The sequence below is a fragment of the Saccharopolyspora sp. NPDC045839 genome (genome assembly GCF_056431645.1).
Genome location: NZ_JBWKKH010000026.1, coordinates 16,576 through 32,016, shown reverse-complemented (window position 1 = coordinate 32,016; position 15,441 = coordinate 16,576). Strand labels below are relative to the sequence as shown.

Here is a 15,441-nt window from a genome sequence, read left to right as displayed (position 1 = left end):
CAACCAAGTGGACAGCAGGTCTGCCCTGTTCATACTGTTTGCCGCGTGACTCCACCGCAAAATCCTTGGCAACAAGGTGGGTACCCGCACGGCGGGACTCCCTCCGGCGGTTTTCCGCAGCAGTACCCGCAGGGCGGGTTTTCGCAGTACCCGCAGTCGAATCCGTTCGCGGCTCCGCCGGTGCCGGCGCAGGAGCTGGCGGCGTTCCAGCGGCCGATCACCGTCGAGATCGCGTTCTGGATCGCGGTCGTCGTGCCGCTGGTCGCCACGGTCCTCTCCGTGCTGAGCTACCTGATGCTGCAGGGCTTCGTGAACGACTCCATCGCCGGCACCACCGGTGACTCGGACATCGACCAGCAGCTCGCGTCCATCGCCAACGGCTTCCTGCTGTTCTTCTTCGTGGTCCTCACGATCATCTACCTGATCCTGACCGGGCTGTGGATCCTCTTCGGCTTCAAGATGCGGGCCGGGAAGAACTGGGCGCGGATCACGCTCACGGTCCTCGCCGGCATCTGGATGCTCGTCGGCGTCATCAGCCTGATCCAGGGCGGCAGCATGACGATGACCGGCGACCTGGACCAGCGTCAGCTGCCCGGCTCGTTCTTCGCGTTGTCCTACAGTCAGACCGGGCTCGGCCTGGTGGGGATGCTCGTGTTCACCGCGCTGGTCTACCTGAAGCCGTCGAACTGGTACTTCAAGGCGGCGAGCCGGTTCTGATGGATTCGCCGCGACCACTGCGCCTAGCCATCGTCCTGTGGTGGGTGGTGGCGCTCGTCCTGGCGTTGCAGTCGGCGCTGATGTGGGTCGGGCGCGGCGACCTGGCGGGGCGGTTGATCACGCAGGACCAGGCCACGCCCGCGGACGCGGCCGACCGCGCGCAGCAGCTGCTCCTGGTGAACACCGGAATCGCGGCGGTGCTGGTGGCGGCCTACCTGGTACTGGGGGCGTTGATGTTCCGGCGGCGCGGGTGGGCTCGCGGCGTGCTGTCGGGGTTCGCGGTCGTGCACCTGCTGATGCTGTTGGGCACCGGTGCGGTGTTCAGCGTGAACGTGATCGTGCTGATCCTCGGTGCGGCCGCCGCGGTGCTCATGTGGCGGCGCCCGAGCACGGACTGGCTGACGGGTGAGCATGACTGAACCGGTGCTGTACTCGGAGCGCGGCAGCAGCTGGTGGCCGGTGCTGTGGGGGCCGGCGTTCGCGCTGCTCGGACTCGGTGTCGAAGCGTTGACGCCGGGCCCGGTGAACGCGCCGCTCTGGGGGCTGGCCGGCGGCGGGCTCGCGGTGGCCGCCGCGATCTGGGTGTACGGCCGCCGCCGGCTCGTCTCGGTGCGGCTGACGCCCGCGCAGTTGGTGCTGGGACGGGAAGAAGTCGAGGTCGGCCGCATCGCGGCGGTCACCGACGTGGGCGCGCCGGTGGGGGCGCGGGTGCTCGGCGGGAGCTGGACGGTCCCGAAGGGAACCGGCGAGGTCCCGCTCCGGCTCGAACCCGACGAGGTGGTCCTGGCCTGGGCGAAGAACCCCGAAGCACTGTCGTCGGCGCTCGCCCGGCTCGTGGAGGAATGACCACGCACGTCGCCGGTCCGGCCGGTGGGCCGCTGGTGTGCGGTGTGCACGGTCGGTCATGAGACGCTTCTTCGCGTGACGACTCCGGAACCGTGGCCCGCCTCCGGGCCGCGACTCAGCGACGACGACGTCGAGCACGCCGATGCGCCGACCGGCTCGGCCGGGCTGAACCAGCCCTGGCGGGCCGCCGTGGCCGGGACCGAGCTGGTCGTGGCGGTGGGGCTGGCGCTCGCAGCCTGGTGGTCGTGGCTGCAGGGGACGGTGACGATCTACCTGCCGGGGCCGGAGGGCGCCGTCGACGTCGTCACCAGGTCGATCGGGAGCTGGCTGGCCGCCGCGGTCGGCGCCGCGACCCTGGCCGGGCTGCTGCTGGTCGACGCGATCCGCCAGCTGGCGCTGGCGTTGCGGGCCCGTCGCCGGGAGTCGAACGGGGTGTGACCGGTCACTTCGCCGCGCCTGTCAGACTGGTGACGTGACAGCTTCTGCGAACCCCGCATCGAATTCGAACGACGATCCGGCTCCGCGGTCGCGGCAGCTGTTCGAGCGCGCCCTCGCGGTGACCCCGGGCGGCGTCAACTCGCCGGTCCGGGCGTTCCACTCGGTCGGCGGCACGCCCCGCTTCATGGTCCGCGGCGAAGGCGCCTACCTGTGGGACGCCGACGGCAACCGGTACGTGGACCTGGTGTCCTCCTGGGGCCCGATGATCAACGGTCACGCGCATCCCGACGTGGTCCGGGCGGTGCAGGAAGCCGCTTCGCACGGCCTTTCCTTCGGCACCCCGGGCGCCGGTGAGATCGACCTCGCGCAGGAGATCATCGACCGCGTGGAGCCGGTCGAGCAGGTCCGGCTGGTCAACTCGGGCACCGAGGCGACGATGAGCGCCGTGCGGCTGGCCCGCGGGTTCACCGGCCGCCAGAAGATCGTCAAGTTCGCCGGCTGCTACCACGGTCACGTCGACGCGTTGCTGGCCAGCGCCGGCTCCGGGGTCGCCACGCTGGGGCTGCCGACCTCGCCGGGCGTCACCGGTGCGCAGGCGGCGGACACCATCGTGCTGCCCTACAACGACCTCGACGCCGTGCGGCAGGTCTTCGCCGAGCAGGGCGACGAGATCGCTTGCGTGATCACCGAGGCCGCGGCGGGCAACATGGGCGCGGTCGCGCCGCTGCCCGGTTTCAACGCCGGGCTGCGGGAGATCACCAGCGCCGCCGGGGCGCTGCTGATCATGGACGAGGTCATGACCGGTTTCCGGGTCTCCGCGGCCGGCTGGTTCGGCGTCGACGGCGTCGCCGGCGATCTCTACACGTTCGGCAAGGTGATGTCCGGCGGGCTGCCCGCGGCCGCCTTCGGCGGTCGCGCCGAGATCATGGCCCGCCTCGCCCCGTCCGGGCCGGTCTACCAGGCGGGCACGCTGTCCGGGAACCCCGTCGCCGTCGCCGCCGGGCTGGCCAACCTGCGCGTCGCCGACGCCGAGGTCTACGCGGCGCTGGACCGCAACAGCAAGCGGCTCGGCGACCTGTTCGGCGCCGCGCTGACCGCCGAGGGTGTGCCGCACCAGGTCGCCTTCGCGGCGAACATGGTCAGCGTCTTCTTCAGCGAGACGCCGGTGCACAACTACGAGCAGGCGCAGGCCCAGCAGGTCTGGCGGTTCCCGCCGTTCTTCCACGAACTGCTCAGGCGCGGCGTTTACGCGCCGCCGAGCGCGTTCGAATCCTGGTTCGTCAACGCGGCGATGGATGAAGCGGCATTCGAAGCGATCGCCGAAGCGCTGCCGCACGCGGCCCGCGCCGCAGCCGCGGCCACCGCCCCGGGAGCGGGCGCATGACCGGCGAGAAGACGGTGGTGCACTTCCTGCGCCACGGCGAGGTGCACAACCCTGAGGGCGTGCTCTACGGGCGGCTGCCGGGATACCGGCTGTCGGACCGGGGAGAGCAGCAGGCGAAGGTCGTCGCGGAGTTCCTGGCCGGGCGCGACGTCGCCCACGTCGTCGCTTCGCCGTTGCAGCGCGCGCAGCAGACGGCCATGCCGATCGGCGCGACGTTCCAGCTCGATGTGGCGACCGACGCCCGGCTCATCGAAGCCGACAACCGCTTCGAAGGCCTGAAGGTCTCGGTCGGCGACGGTGCGCTGCGGTCGCCGAAGCACTGGCCGAAGCTCTGGAACCCGCTGCGGCCGTCGTGGGGCGAGCCGTACCTCGAGATCGCGCACCGCATGCTGGGCGCAGCGCACCGGGCCCGGTCGGCGGCGAACGGCCACGAGGCGGTGTGCGTTTCGCACCAGCTGCCGATCTGGACGCTGCGCCGGTTCCTCGAGGGCAAGCCGATGTGGCACGACCCGCGGCGGCGGCAGTGCTCGCTGGCGTCGCTGACCAGCCTGGTGTTCCGCGGCGAGGAACTGGTGCGGATCGCCTACGTCGAACCGGCCGGGGAGACCGATCCGAAGGTGACAGGGGCATGAAACGACTGGTGGTGCGGTTCGGGCTGGTCGCGGCGGCGGTAGCGCTGGTCGCGGGCTGTGCGACCCAGGGCGACGACGCGGTGTCGCAGGGCGGCGGCGGTGAGTTCACCTTCGTCTCGCCCGGTGGGCAGACCCGCATCTTCTACCCGCCGGAGCAGCGCGGCCGGGTCAGCGGGATGTCCGGTGACAGCCTCCTGGAGCAGGGCAAGCAGATCGGGCTGGACGACTTCAAGGACCAGGTCGTGGTCCTGAACATCTGGGGCTCGTGGTGCGGGCCGTGCCGGTCGGAGGCCGACGACCTGCAGGCGGTGCAGGACAAGACCGCCGCCCAGGGCGTCCAGGTGCTCGGCATCAACGTGCGGGACAGCCAGTCGGCCGCCGCGGACTTCCACCGCGACCGGGGCCTGACCTACCCGTCGATCTTCGATCCGGCGGGCCGCACGCTGCTGGCGCTGCGGCAGTTCCCGCGCAGCACCGTGCCGGCCACGATCGTGCTCGACCGGCAGCACCGGGTCGCGGCGGTCTTCCTGACCGAGATGCTGGAGAGCGAACTGCTCCCCGAGGTGCAGAAGGTCGCCGCCGAACCGCGCTGAGCCGCGTTCCGTTCGGGGATGCCGGCGGTGTGGGCGCCGTTTTCGCGCGAAAACGGCGGGCCGAGCGCTGGAGCACATGCCGGGGCCTGGTGGTGATGCTCGCCTCACGGTGGTTCGGAAGGGGCTGGTGGTGGTCCTGAAAACGCGGGACTTTAGGCCCTGGTGAGCCCGCTTCGTGCCTGCGCAATGCGTTCACCAGGAAAGATGTGGGCCGGTTCACCGAGCCCGGTGGTAGATCGCCCTCTTGACTTTCCTACCCTCGAGGTGTGAACCCCACCGAGCTCGCCGCGACCGGACCGCTGTTGTTCGCGGCGGCGATCGCAGCGCTCGCCGGGGCGATCAGCTTCGCCTCGCCCTGCGTGGTGCCGCTGGTGCCCGGATACCTGGCCTACCTGGCCGGTGTCGTCGGCGCCGACGCCCCGCCGGTGAACGTCGCGGAAGCCGAACAGAGCCGCCGCGGGCGTTGGCGGGTCGCCGGAGCGGCCCTGCTCTTCGTGGCTGGGTTCACCGTGGTGTTCGCGTCCGGGACGTTGTTGCTGCTCGGGCTGTCCGACGCGCTGCTGGCGAACGAACTGCTGCTGCAGCGGATCGGTGGCGTGGTCACGATCGCGATGGGCCTCGTGTTCGTCGGGTTGGTGCCCGCACTCCAGCGCGACCTGCGCATCCACCGGGTGCCCAGGGCCGGGATCTGGGGCGCGCCGCTGCTGGGCGCCGTGTTCGGCCTGGGCTGGACCCCGTGCCTCGGGCCGACGCTGGCGGGCGTGACCTCCATCGCCATCGCCACCGACGCGACCACCGGCACCGCGGTCCGCGGGATCCTGCTGGTGGCCGCGTACTGCTTGGGCCTGGGGATGCCGTTCGTGCTGCTCGCGTTGGGTGCCCGGTGGGCCATCCGGAGCACCGGGTGGTTGCGCCGTCGGGCCCGGGCCATCCAGATCGCGGGCGGTGTGTTGCTGATCGTGGTGGGCCTCCTGCTCGTCACCGGTTTGTGGGGAGAGCTGATCGCAGTGCTGCGTGAGCCGATCGCCGGTTTCGAAACGCTGATCTGATGCCCGGATTCCTCAAGATCACCCTGGCGTTCCTGCGCAACACGTGGCGCGGGCTGACCTCGATGCGCACCGCGCTGGTGCTGCTGTTCCTGCTCGCGCTCGCCTCGTTGCCCGGCGCGCTGATCCCGCAGCGCTCGCTCAACCAGTCCGAAGTGGACCGCTACTTCAGCGACTACCCGACGCTGGCGCCGATCCTGGACAAGCTCGGCGCGTTCGAGGTGTTCAGCTCCGTCTGGTTCGCCTCCATCTACGTGCTGCTGTTCATCTCGCTGATCGGCTGCCTGCTGCCGCGCTGCTGGGAGTACTACAAGCAGTGGCGCAGCAAGCCGGTCAAGACACCGCGCAACCTCGCCCGGATGCCGCACTACGAGAAGGCCACCCTCGACGCCCCGGCCGACGAGGTCATGGACTCCGCCCGCAAGAGGCTGCGCGGCTGGCGCATGGTCGAGCGAGAGGAGGCCGACGGCGGGCGGTCCATCAGCGCCGAGCGCGGCTTCCTGCGCGAGATCGGCAACCTCGTCTTCCACTTCGCCCTGGTGGGCATGCTCATCAGCGTCGCGGGCGGCAAGCTGTACGGCTACGAAGGCCAGGTCATCGTGGTGGCCAACGGCTCCGAGTTCTGCAACGCCGGTACCTACAACTACGACTCCTTCCGGGCCGGGCTCACCGTCGACGGCACCCAGCTCAACCCGTTCTGCGTGCGCGTCAACGACTTCGACGTGCAGTACCTCCCGACCGGGCAGGTCGAGAGCTTCCGCGTGGACATGCAGTACCAGGTCGATGACGACCTCGACACCAACACCTGGCAGCCGTACCTGCTGCAGGTCAACCACCCGCTGCGCATCGCGGGCGACCGCGTCTACCTGACCGGCAACGGATACGCCCCGCAGTTCACGGTGACGTTCCCCGACGGCCAGCAGCGCACCGGGATCATCCAGTGGCAGCCGGTTTCCGTGCAGACGATGCTCTCGCAGGGCGCCACCAAGTTCGACCCGCCGGGCGTGCAGGACGACGTGCAGCGACGCCAGAAGCAGCTCGCGATCACCGGCTTGTTCGCGCCCACCGCCACCTTCGACGGCAAGGTGCTGAGCTCCGGCTTCCCGGACCTGCTGGACCCGACCGTCGCCGTGGACGTGCTGCGCGGCGACCTCGGCCTCGACTCCGGTCGTGGCCAGTCGATCTTCGGCGTCGACCAGTCCATGGTGGATCAGGGCAGGCTCGAGCGGGTCGCCCGCGAGAACCTGCGCCTCGGCGAGGAAATCACCCTCGACGACGGCACCAAGGTCCGCTTCGACGAGGTCAAGCGCTGGGCCAACCTGCAGGTCTCGCACGACCCGTTCCAGCCGTGGGTGCTCGGCTTCGCCATCGCGATCATCTTCGGCATCGGCACCTCGCTGACCATCAAGCGCCGCCGCGTGTGGGTCCGCGTCGTGCCGAACCCGGAACCGGGCGAACCCGGTTCCGCGCGTACCGTTGTCGAAGTCGGCGGACTCGCCCGCACCGACCAGGCCGGTTATGGCGAGGAGTTCACCAGGCTGGCCGCCGATCTCCTCGGCACGGGCGTCGACCACTCGCCGGAGTCACGCGCGGTCGCTGGGCCCGCGCGCGAAAGGAAGAGCTGATGCCGGTCAATCAGACGCTGTCGACCTACAGCGACATGGCGTACGCCACATCCGTGGTCGTCTACATCGCCGCGATGCTGCTGTACTTCGCGGAGTTCGCCTACGGCAGGACCGGGGCGGGTGCCCGCAAGAAGGAGCCGGCCCTGGTCAACGCCGGTGGCGGGGCCACCGCGACGCCGACGATCGGGCACGTCGAGACCCCGGCGAAGCGCCCGCTGAGCGAGCGGCTCGGCGGCATGGCCGTCGCCATGACCGTGCTCGGCGCGTTGGTCCACGCGGCCTCCCTCCTGCTTCGCGGTTTCGCCACCGGCCGGGTGCCGTGGGGCAACATGTACGAGTTCGGCTCGGCGATCTGCCTGGCGGCGGTGGTCGCCTGGGTCATCGTGCTGTTCCGGCAGATGCGCGCGGAGCGGCGCGAAGCCACCCCGACGCAGCTGCGCGGGCTCGGCGGTTTCCTGATGCTGCCGGTCATCCTGCTGCTGTTCCTGTCCGGCACCGTGCTCTACGCCCAGGCCGCGCCGCTGCAGCCGTCGCTGCAGTCGTACTGGATCGTGATCCACGTCGCGGCGGCGATCGTCTCCAGCGGCGTGCTGCTCTTCGCCGGTGTGGCCAGCGTCCTCTACCTGCTGCGGTCCCGGTACGAGAACAACCCGCTGAAGCTGGCCAAGTTCGGCCCCCGGCTGCCGACCAGCCAGGCGCTGGACCGGATGGCCTACCGCGCCACGGTGATCATCTTCCCGGTCTGGACGTTCGCGATCGTCGCGGGCGCGATCTGGGCCGAGGCCGCCTGGGGCCGGTTCTGGGGCTGGGACCCGAAGGAGACCTGCTCGTTCATCGCGTGGGTCGTCTACGCCGCGTACCTGCACGCCCGGGCGACGGCCGGTTGGCGGGGCGTCCGGTCGGCGTGGATCAACATCCTGGGTCTGGCCGTCATGATCTTCAACCTGTTCTTCATCAACATCGTCGTCGCGGGGCTTCACTCGTACGCTGGACTGTGAGCCGGTGATCCGCCCCGACCGGGGCGAGGACGAAAACCGGCCGCCGCGACCGCAATTCCCGGAACACCGCCCGCCACCTGCACAAGCCAGGTTCGGCGGGCGGTGATCGTTTGCGGAGCCGACCGGCCACCCCCGGTGACTTGTGGGTATATCTGGGACTACCGTGCCTTGCGGAGACGGGGAGATCTCGATTCGGTCCGGCAGGGCGCGACTCGATTGTTGGAGGGACGGCAACGGTGACCGGACAGTACGAAGAGCCCGAAGCGCGGCGCGAGACGGGCACCGCCGCGACGCAGGCCGACGGTGCGATCGCCGAGCCGCAATCCACGGGCAGCGGGAACGGAGCGGCGGCGGAGGGGCAGTACGCCGACCCGGAGACCTCGCCGGGACAACCGCATCCCGCCGAACACCCGACGCCGTCGTACGTCGATCCGTCGCAGGCCGAGCAACCCCGCCAGTACTCGGTCGGCGACGCCCCGCAGCCGTACTACCCGGGTGGTGCGCCGGGCGGCGCCGCAGCGCAGCCGCAGTACGCCGACCCGAGCCAGTCCGGCCCGCAGCAGTTCCCGGCGGGCCCGCAGTACGCCGACCCGACGGTTTCCGGCCCGCACCACCAGCCGAACGCCTCGGGTCCGCACCAGGTACCAGGAGGGCAGTCGGGTCCCTACCCGGTTTCCGGCGGACCTTCCGGACCCTTCCCGCCGGTTTCGGGTGGAGCATCTGGGCCGTATCCGCCGGTTTCGGGTGGACCTTCCGGGCCGTATCCGCCGGTTTCGGGTGGACCTTCCGGGCCGTATCCGCCGGTTTCGGGTGGACCTTCCGGGCCGTATCCGCCAGTTTCCGGAGGACCTTCCGGGCCGTACCAGCAGGTGTCCGGCGGACCGTCCGGGCCGTACCCGCAGCAGAACCAGCAGCAGAACCAGCAGCAGAACCAGCAGCAGAACCAGCAGGGCGGGCCGCAACCGGGCCCGCAGCAGTCGTATTCGTCATACCCCCAGGCTGCCCAGTCCGCGGGCGGCGGGGATCAGCCGTTCGGCCAGGACCTCTCGTCCGCTCAGCTGCTCCGCCCGACCAAACGGTCACCCCAGTCGGGTTGGCGCAAGGCCGTCTACCTGGCCAGCGGCAAGACCGTGAACTTCGGCGAGGGCCCGGCCGACCTGCGGCGGCGCGAGCTGATCTCCCGGATCAACCAGCCGCTGCAGGGCTGCTACAAGATCGCGATGCTGAGCCTCAAGGGCGGCGTGGGCAAGACCACCACCACCGCCACGCTCGGCTCCACCTTCTCCTCGCTGCGCGGCGACCGGGTGATCGCCGTCGACGCGAACCCGGACCGCGGCACGCTGAGCCAGAAGATCCCGCTGGAAACCACCGCGACCGTGCGGCACCTGCTCCGGGACGCGCACCGGATCCGCAAGTACAGCGACGTCCGCTCGTACACCTCGCAGGGGCCGAGCCGGCTGGAAATCCTCGCCAGCGAACAGGATCCAGCCGTTTCCGAGGCGTTCAGCGAGGACGACTACCGGCGCACCGTCACGCTGCTGGAGCACTTCTACAACGTGGTGCTGACCGACTGCGGCACCGGCCTGATGCACTCCGCGATGAAGGGTGTGCTGGACATGGCCGACTCGCTGGTCATCGTGTCGTCCAGCTCGATCGACGGGGCGCGCAGCGCCTCGGCCACATTGGACTGGCTGGACGCGCACGGGTACGGCGATCTGGTGGCCCGGTCCGTTGCCGTGATCAACTCGGTTCGGCCGGGGTCAGGCAAGGTCGACGTGGACAAGCTGGCCGCGCACTTCGGGTCGCGCTGCCGCGCGGTTTCGAAGATCCCGTTCGATCCGCACCTGGAAGAGGGTGCGGAGGTGGAGCTGGACCAGCTCGAGATGCCCACCCGGATGGCGCTGCTGGAGCTGGCCGCGATCGTGGCCGACGACTTCCCGCAGGCTTCCGGCCGCAACCGGGGCTGACGGCCGGTCGGGGTGGGCGCCGCCGCCCGCCCCGACGCCGTGCTCAGTCCTCTTCGCCGCGGCGCTGCTTGCGCTGCTGCTCGCTGATCCGGCGCAGGAAATCGGGGTCGTCGTCCGGTGCGATCGGCGCCTGCCGGGGGCGCCGCCGGGCCTCTCCGGTCGCCTGGGGGCCGAAGGCCTTCCACATCAGCACGGCGATGGTGAGCGCACCGATCGCTGCCAGAACGTAGATCATCGTGGCCACCTCCAACTGTTCCGCTTCGAGATTAGCCAATCCCGGGCGTGGTTGTCGTCGTCGCAGGTGGTGTCATCGCAGACAGATCCAGGTGGCGCCTCGCTGAGGGGCGAGGCGCCACCTGGATCGGCGGTCGCTGGGACCGCCGGCGATCTTCAGGTCCTCGGTGGCGGGGCGCTGGCCGACGGCCGAGGCGTCGGCTCGGCGCACCGATCGCGGCTCAGGCCGACCGGTTGACGTCGTTGGTCAGCTCGGCGAGCAGGGCGCGGACCTCGGACTCCCGGAAGCGGCGGTGGCCGCCGGGGGTGCGGATGGAACCGATCCGGCCGGCGGTCGCCCACCGGGTCACGGTCTTGGGATCGACCCGGAAGAGCGCAGCGACCTCACCGGGGGTGAGGAGCTGCTCCTGACCGTTCTGGCGAGGTTGCTGGGTCGTCGCGGTCACAGGTGACCTCCACGTTGCGAGTAGTGGGTTTTCGGGCATTCCGGTCGCATCCTGGCACCTCGATGGTCAGGTACTCGAACATTTGGGTTTAGGTAAAGGGAAGGTAAGGGACGAAAACGGCTCTTCGGGCGTCCGCGGCGGCGCGGCCGGAAGGTGCCCGGCCGGGCACGGCTCGTCTTGCTCTACCCTGGATGACGTGCAGGAACAGCAGAAAGCCCCAACCTCGGACCAGGGCGCGCAGCCGAACCTCACGCGCGACATCACGCTCTACACCCTTGCCAGGCTGGGACTGGTGGCCGCGGTCACTGCGCTACTGGTCCTGGTGCACGTTCCGGTGCTGGTCGCGCTCGCGGTAGCCGTCGTGGTGGCGATGCCGTTGTCGCTGCTCGTCTTCGGTGGCCTGCGTCGCAAGGTCGCCGCCGGGATGGCCGAACGCGGGGCGCGCCGCGCCGAACTGCGCGCCCAGCTGCGCGGCGAGCGAACTGCGGACGTGCAGTGATCGACAACTCCGACATCGACCGCTCCTGCGTCCGAACCCGCGGCTGGACCAGCGAAGCCGTGCGGATCATCGAGGCCGACGCGAACCGCAGCGCGGACACCCACCTGCTGCACTATCCGCTGCCCGCGGAGTGGGGCATCGATCTTTACCTCAAGGACGAGTCAACACATCCGACTGGTTCGCTCAAGCACCGGCTGGCCCGATCGCTGTTCCTGTACGCGATCTGCAACGGCTGGGTGACCGAGAACACACCGGTGATCGAGGCTTCGTCGGGATCCACGGCGGTGTCCGAGGCCTACTTCGCGCGCCTGCTCGGGCTGCCGTTCATCGCGGTGATGCCCAGGTCCACCAGCCGCGAGAAGGTGTCGCTCATCGAGTGGCACGGCGGCCGCTGCCACTTCGTGGACGAGCCGGGCGCGATCTACGACGAGTCCCGCCGGCTGGCGGCCGAGCTCGACGGCCACTTCATGGACCAGTTCACGCACGCCGAGCGGGCCACCGACTGGCGCGGCAACAACAACATCGCCGAATCGATCTTCGAGCAGCTCGCGCTCGAGCCGCACGCCGAGCCGGCGTGGGTGGTGGTCGGTGCGGGCACCGGCGGCACCAGCGCGACGATCGGGCGCTACCTGCGCTACCGCCGGCACAACACGAGGCTGGCCGTCGTGGATCCGGGGAACTCCGTGTTCTTCGACGCCTGGCGGGACGGCGACCCGAACCGCACCAGCGACTCCGGTTCGCTGATCGAAGGCATCGGGCGGCCGCGGGTGGAGCCCTCGTTCGTCGGCCAGGCCATCGACCGGATGATCAAGGTGCCGGACGCGGCGTCGATCGCCACGATCCGCTGGGTCGAGAAGGTGCTGGGGCGGCGCGTGGGCGGCTCCACCGGAACCAACCTGTGGGGTGTCTTCGTCCTGGTTTCGGAGCTGCTCCAGCAGGGCCGCAGCGGCAGCATCGTGACGCTGCTCTGCGACGGCGGCGAGCGCTACACGCACACCTACTACGACGACGCCTGGGTCGCCGAGCGCGGCCTGGACCTGACCGCGCCGACCGCGGTGCTGGACCGCTTCCACGCCACCGGCGAGTTCCGGGCAGACTGAACGCGGGAGCCCGCGCAGGAAGGTTGGTGTGTCGGTGAGGCGTTGGGGTTGGCTGTCCGCGGTCGCGCTGCTCGGCGTGGCGGCCGGGTGCACGTCGGGAGAGCAGGCACCGCCGGCCTCCGCACCGCCGACGCCGACCACTTCGGCCGAGGAGTCGGCGACGGATTCCGCGAGCCCGTCGATCACCCGGAAAGTGCCGCCGGAACAGCAGAAACGGCTCGCCGATCTGCCCGCCGACCAGCTATGCGGCCTGGTCGAGCGGGAGGAGCTGAGCGCCCTGGCGTTTCCGGTGGAACGCGGGGAGTTCCGGGAGATCGGCTTCGATCCGCCCGTGCGCGGCTGCACCTTCCAGGCCGGTTCGGGCGGGCGTTCCGTGCTGATCGGCGCCCAGCCGGCGGGCTTCGCGACGCTCGGCCGCGAAGAGGTCCAGCTGGGTTCCGTTCGCGGCACCCGGACGATGCGCGCGAGCGACTGCACCGTGTTCGCCGGTGTGGCGGGCGCGACGCTGCAGGTCTCGGTGACGGCCGGCGAAGCGAGCACCGATCAGTGCGAGAAGGCCGAGCTAGTCGCGGAGTACGTGCTCGCGGCCGTCGTGGTGTGACCGGTTCCCCGAGCCTCTAGCCGGTGCGGATGAAGCAAACGGCCTGCTCGCTTCGTCCATCGAGGCGAACAGGCCGTTCGGGCCACATCAGCCGGTGCGGGAACGAGCTCCGAGCGACCGTCCGCGTCAGCCGATGGCGACGGCGACGCCGGTGAGGATCGCCCACGCCAGCATGGCGAAGCCCGTGTCGCGCAGCGCTGGGATCAGGGCGCGTCCCTGGGAACCGCCTGCCACCGCGCGCAACGGCACGATGAGCAGCGGCAAGGCGAGGAAACCGAGCAACGCCCAGGAGTTCCGCAGCCCGATCAGGACCGTGATCAGGAACGGGACGAGGGTCAGCGCGACGTAGAGCGTGCGGGTGTCGCGATCGCCGAGCAGCACCGCGAGGGTGCGCTTGCCGGTGACGCGGTCGGACGGGATGTCGCGAAGGTTGTTGGCCACCAGGACCGCACTGGACAGCGATCCGATGCCCACCGCGGCGCCGATGCCGGAGCCCGAGATCGTGTCGGACTGCACGTACATCGTGCCCAGCACCGCGACCAGGCCGAAGAAGACGAACACGGCGAGCTCGCCGAGACCCGCGTAGCCGTAAGGGCGTTTGCCGCCGGTGTAGTACCAGGCTCCGGCGATGCAGAGCGCGCCGACGGCCAGCAGCCACCAATGTCCACTTAGGATGACAACGCCGAGTCCGGCGACGGCCGCGAGCCCGAAGCACGTCCAGGCCGCCGCGCGCACCGCGCTCGGCCTCGCCGAACCCGAACCGACCAGGCGGAACGGGCCGACCCGGTCGTCGTCGGTGCCGCGGATGCCGTCGGAGTAGTCGTTGGCGAAGTTGACCCCGATGATCAGCAGCATGGAGACGAGCAGCGCCAGGACCGCGGTCACGGGGTCGAACCCGTCGATCCCCGCCGCCGCGCCGGTGCCGGCGAGCACTGGTGCGATCGCATTCGGGAAGGTGCGGATGCGAGCGCCTTCGATCCATTGAGCGACAGTCGCCATGTGAGTCATCTTCGCGCACCCTCGAGGACTGTCGGCGAGAGCCTCCCCGGATTCAGGAAACGAGCAGTTCCGCCAACGCGCGCCGATCCGGCTTCCCAGGCCCGCGCAGCGGCAGCTCCAGGAGGAAGGCGATGCGCTTCGGCGCGGCTGCTGCGCCGAGCCGCTCGCGCACCGTGGCCCGGAGCGCGTCCGCGGCCGGCGGGGCGGCCGGATCCGCGGGCACGACTGCGGCGACCACCGCCTGCCCCCATTCCTGGTCGGGCACGCCGAGCACGCACGCCTCGCGGACTCCTGGCTGTTCCGTGAGGACCCGCTCGACCGGCAGCGGCGCCACGTTGACCCCGCCGCTGATGATCATGTCGTCGGCGCGGCCCAGGACTTCCAGCCGGTCGTCCTGCCAGCGGCCCAGGTCGCCGGTGCGGAACCAGCCGTCGGCGAACGCCGGCGCACCGGGCTGATGCCGGTATCCCCTGGCCAGCATCGGTCCGGCCAGCAGGATCGGCCCGGTCGCCCCGTCGACGTGGACCTTCGCGACGTCCAGCGGTCGTCCGTCGTAGACGCAGCCGCCAGAGGTCTCGCTCATCCCGTAGGTCGTGGTGACCTGCACGCCGGAGTCCTGGGCCCGGCGGAGCAAGGCCGGTGGTGTGGCGGCGCCGCCGAGCAGCACCGCGTCGAATTTCCGCAGCGTGGCAAGGCCATCCCCGCCCGCGTCGAGCAGCCGGGACAGCTGCGTTGGCACCAGGGCCGTGTAGTGCGGGCCATCTGCGGCGAGCACGTGCCGGGCAGCCGCCGCGAACCCGTCGGGGCGGAACCCGGCAGAGGTGTCGACGGCGTGCGGGCTGGTGCCCGCCAGCAGCGCCCGCACCAGGACCTGGATGCCGGCGACGTGGTGAGCGGGCATCGCCAGCAGCCAGTTGCCGGGGCCGCCGAGGCGGCGGTGGGTGGCTTCGGCGGAAGCTCGCAGCGCCGACGCCGGGAGCAGCACGCCCTTCGGGGTGCCGGTGGAGCCGGAGGTGGCTATGACCAGCGCCGTCGGGTCGTCGGGGTGGTCCTCGGCGGCGGTCAGCGGCGTGCCGTCGGCGAGGGCGGCGACGAGTCGGCGGGACTCCGCCGCGTCTCCGGCGGCGACCGGGAGCAGTGCCGGCCCGGCACCGTGCAGTGCCCGCGTCAGCGCAGGTAGCACGGCCAATGCCCCGGCTCCGGGTGGCACGGGAAGCGGCTGCAGGTCGCGGGCGTTCGGCATCTGCCCATTGTCGGGGAGCACCGGCGTCGGGGATCGCGCGGCTGCGGCGAGAACTTCGGCACTCGATCACCTG

18 protein-coding genes are annotated in these 15,441 nt (G+C 70.7%); 14 read left to right on the top strand and 4 right to left on the bottom strand.

The window, feature by feature from the left end; all coding sequences use genetic code 11:
- The first annotated feature begins 45 nt into the window (after positions 1 to 45).
- From AC07EQ_RS29925 to AC07EQ_RS29875, 11 genes are all read left to right on the top strand, one after another.
- The gene (locus tag AC07EQ_RS29925) at positions 46 to 717 is read left to right on the top strand and encodes a hypothetical protein (RefSeq protein ID WP_478391213.1); all 672 of its coding nucleotides are present in this window, start codon (positions 46 to 48) and stop codon (positions 715 to 717) included.
- Positions 717 to 1,136, top strand: a complete 420-nt coding sequence (locus AC07EQ_RS29920; protein WP_478391212.1) for a hypothetical protein — start codon at positions 717 to 719, stop codon at positions 1,134 to 1,136. The genes AC07EQ_RS29925 and AC07EQ_RS29920 overlap by 1 nt, the downstream gene beginning before the upstream one ends.
- The gene (locus AC07EQ_RS29915; RefSeq protein WP_478391211.1) at positions 1,129 to 1,563 is read left to right on the top strand and encodes a hypothetical protein; all 435 of its coding nucleotides are present in this window, start codon (positions 1,129 to 1,131) and stop codon (positions 1,561 to 1,563) included. Before AC07EQ_RS29920 ends, AC07EQ_RS29915 begins: the two co-directional genes overlap by 8 nt.
- A 75-nt stretch (positions 1,564 to 1,638) precedes the next feature.
- Entirely contained in the window at positions 1,639 to 2,001 is a 363-nt protein-coding gene (locus AC07EQ_RS29910) for a hypothetical protein (protein WP_478391210.1), read from the top strand.
- A gap of 34 nt (positions 2,002 to 2,035) precedes the next feature.
- Entirely contained in the window at positions 2,036 to 3,385 is a 1,350-nt protein-coding gene (gene hemL / locus AC07EQ_RS29905) for a glutamate-1-semialdehyde 2,1-aminomutase (protein ID WP_478391209.1), read from the top strand.
- Positions 3,382 to 4,017: a histidine phosphatase family protein gene (locus AC07EQ_RS29900; RefSeq protein ID WP_478391208.1), complete on the top strand. Its 636-nt coding sequence runs from the start codon at positions 3,382 to 3,384 to the stop codon at positions 4,015 to 4,017. The genes hemL and AC07EQ_RS29900 overlap by 4 nt, the downstream gene beginning before the upstream one ends.
- Entirely contained in the window at positions 4,014 to 4,610 is a 597-nt protein-coding gene (locus tag AC07EQ_RS29895) for a TlpA family protein disulfide reductase (protein WP_478391207.1), read from the top strand. The genes AC07EQ_RS29900 and AC07EQ_RS29895 overlap by 4 nt, the downstream gene beginning before the upstream one ends.
- Before the next feature lie 266 nt (positions 4,611 to 4,876).
- Positions 4,877 to 5,659 carry a cytochrome c biogenesis CcdA family protein gene (locus tag AC07EQ_RS29890; protein ID WP_478391206.1) on the top strand — a complete coding sequence of 261 codons (783 nt, stop codon included), beginning with the start codon at positions 4,877 to 4,879 and terminating at the stop codon, positions 5,657 to 5,659.
- Positions 5,659 to 7,281, top strand: coding sequence for a cytochrome c biogenesis protein ResB (gene resB / locus AC07EQ_RS29885; RefSeq protein WP_478391205.1), 1,623 nt, complete (start codon positions 5,659 to 5,661; stop codon positions 7,279 to 7,281). The genes AC07EQ_RS29890 and resB overlap by 1 nt, the downstream gene beginning before the upstream one ends.
- Positions 7,281 to 8,279: a c-type cytochrome biogenesis protein CcsB gene (gene ccsB, locus AC07EQ_RS29880; protein WP_478391204.1), complete on the top strand. Its 999-nt coding sequence runs from the start codon at positions 7,281 to 7,283 to the stop codon at positions 8,277 to 8,279. Before resB ends, ccsB begins: the two co-directional genes overlap by 1 nt.
- 236 nt (positions 8,280 to 8,515) lie before the next feature.
- A complete protein-coding gene (locus AC07EQ_RS29875; RefSeq protein ID WP_478391203.1) occupies positions 8,516 to 10,246 on the top strand; it encodes a MinD/ParA family ATP-binding protein in 1,731 nt (576 codons plus the stop codon).
- 43 nt (positions 10,247 to 10,289) lie between these two features.
- On the opposite strand, the gene AC07EQ_RS29870 is transcribed toward AC07EQ_RS29875, so the two are convergent.
- Entirely contained in the window at positions 10,290 to 10,481 is a 192-nt protein-coding gene (locus tag AC07EQ_RS29870) for a hypothetical protein (RefSeq protein WP_397531283.1), read from the bottom strand.
- Between the two features lie 220 nt (positions 10,482 to 10,701).
- On the bottom strand, positions 10,702 to 10,926 hold the full coding sequence (locus AC07EQ_RS29865) for a BldC family transcriptional regulator (RefSeq protein ID WP_450137860.1): 225 nt from the start codon (positions 10,924 to 10,926) through the stop codon (positions 10,702 to 10,704).
- A gap of 196 nt (positions 10,927 to 11,122) precedes the next feature.
- Here AC07EQ_RS29865 and AC07EQ_RS29860 point away from each other — a divergent pair, with 196 nt between their 5' ends.
- From AC07EQ_RS29860 to AC07EQ_RS29850, 3 genes are read left to right on the top strand one after another with little or no spacing between them, the layout of a single operon-like run.
- Positions 11,123 to 11,425: a DUF4229 domain-containing protein gene (locus AC07EQ_RS29860; protein ID WP_358576145.1), complete on the top strand. Its 303-nt coding sequence runs from the start codon at positions 11,123 to 11,125 to the stop codon at positions 11,423 to 11,425.
- Positions 11,422 to 12,525, top strand: a complete 1,104-nt coding sequence (gene cds1 / locus AC07EQ_RS29855; RefSeq protein ID WP_478391202.1) for an L-cysteine desulfhydrase Cds1 — start codon at positions 11,422 to 11,424, stop codon at positions 12,523 to 12,525. Before AC07EQ_RS29860 ends, cds1 begins: the two co-directional genes overlap by 4 nt.
- Positions 12,526 to 12,553: 28 nt before the next feature.
- On the top strand, positions 12,554 to 13,126 hold the full coding sequence (locus AC07EQ_RS29850; protein WP_478391201.1) for a DUF3558 family protein: 573 nt from the start codon (positions 12,554 to 12,556) through the stop codon (positions 13,124 to 13,126).
- A 126-nt stretch (positions 13,127 to 13,252) separates the two neighbouring features.
- Here AC07EQ_RS29850 and AC07EQ_RS29845 read toward each other — a convergent pair whose 3' ends face one another.
- A complete protein-coding gene (locus AC07EQ_RS29845) occupies positions 13,253 to 14,125 on the bottom strand; it encodes a 1,4-dihydroxy-2-naphthoate polyprenyltransferase (RefSeq protein WP_478391200.1) in 873 nt (290 codons plus the stop codon).
- Between the two features lie 52 nt (positions 14,126 to 14,177).
- Complete coding sequence (gene menE, locus AC07EQ_RS29840) at positions 14,178 to 15,368, bottom strand: o-succinylbenzoate--CoA ligase (protein WP_478391199.1); 1,191 nt, start codon at positions 15,366 to 15,368, stop codon at positions 14,178 to 14,180.
- Positions 15,369 to 15,441: the final 73 nt, after the last annotated feature.

Bases quoted from the DNA above. Each gene is read 5' to 3' on its own strand.
- menE (WP_478391199.1), bottom strand. From the start codon at position 15,368: ATGCCGAACGCCCGCGACCTGCAGCCGCTTCCCGTGCCACCCGGAGCC.
- AC07EQ_RS29870 (WP_397531283.1), bottom strand. From the start codon at position 10,481: ATGATCTACGTTCTGGCAGCGATCGGTGCGCTCACCATCGCCGTGCTG.
- AC07EQ_RS29920 (WP_478391212.1), top strand. From the start codon at position 717: ATGGATTCGCCGCGACCACTGCGCCTAGCCATCGTCCTGTGGTGGGTG.
- ccsB (WP_478391204.1), top strand. From the start codon at position 7,281: ATGCCGGTCAATCAGACGCTGTCGACCTACAGCGACATGGCGTACGCC.
- resB (WP_478391205.1), top strand. From the start codon at position 5,659: ATGCCCGGATTCCTCAAGATCACCCTGGCGTTCCTGCGCAACACGTGG.
- AC07EQ_RS29845 (WP_478391200.1), bottom strand. From the start codon at position 14,125: ATGGCGACTGTCGCTCAATGGATCGAAGGCGCTCGCATCCGCACCTTC.
- AC07EQ_RS29900 (WP_478391208.1), top strand. From the start codon at position 3,382: ATGACCGGCGAGAAGACGGTGGTGCACTTCCTGCGCCACGGCGAGGTG.
- AC07EQ_RS29895 (WP_478391207.1), top strand. From the start codon at position 4,014: ATGAAACGACTGGTGGTGCGGTTCGGGCTGGTCGCGGCGGCGGTAGCG.
- AC07EQ_RS29915 (WP_478391211.1), top strand. From the start codon at position 1,129: ATGACTGAACCGGTGCTGTACTCGGAGCGCGGCAGCAGCTGGTGGCCG.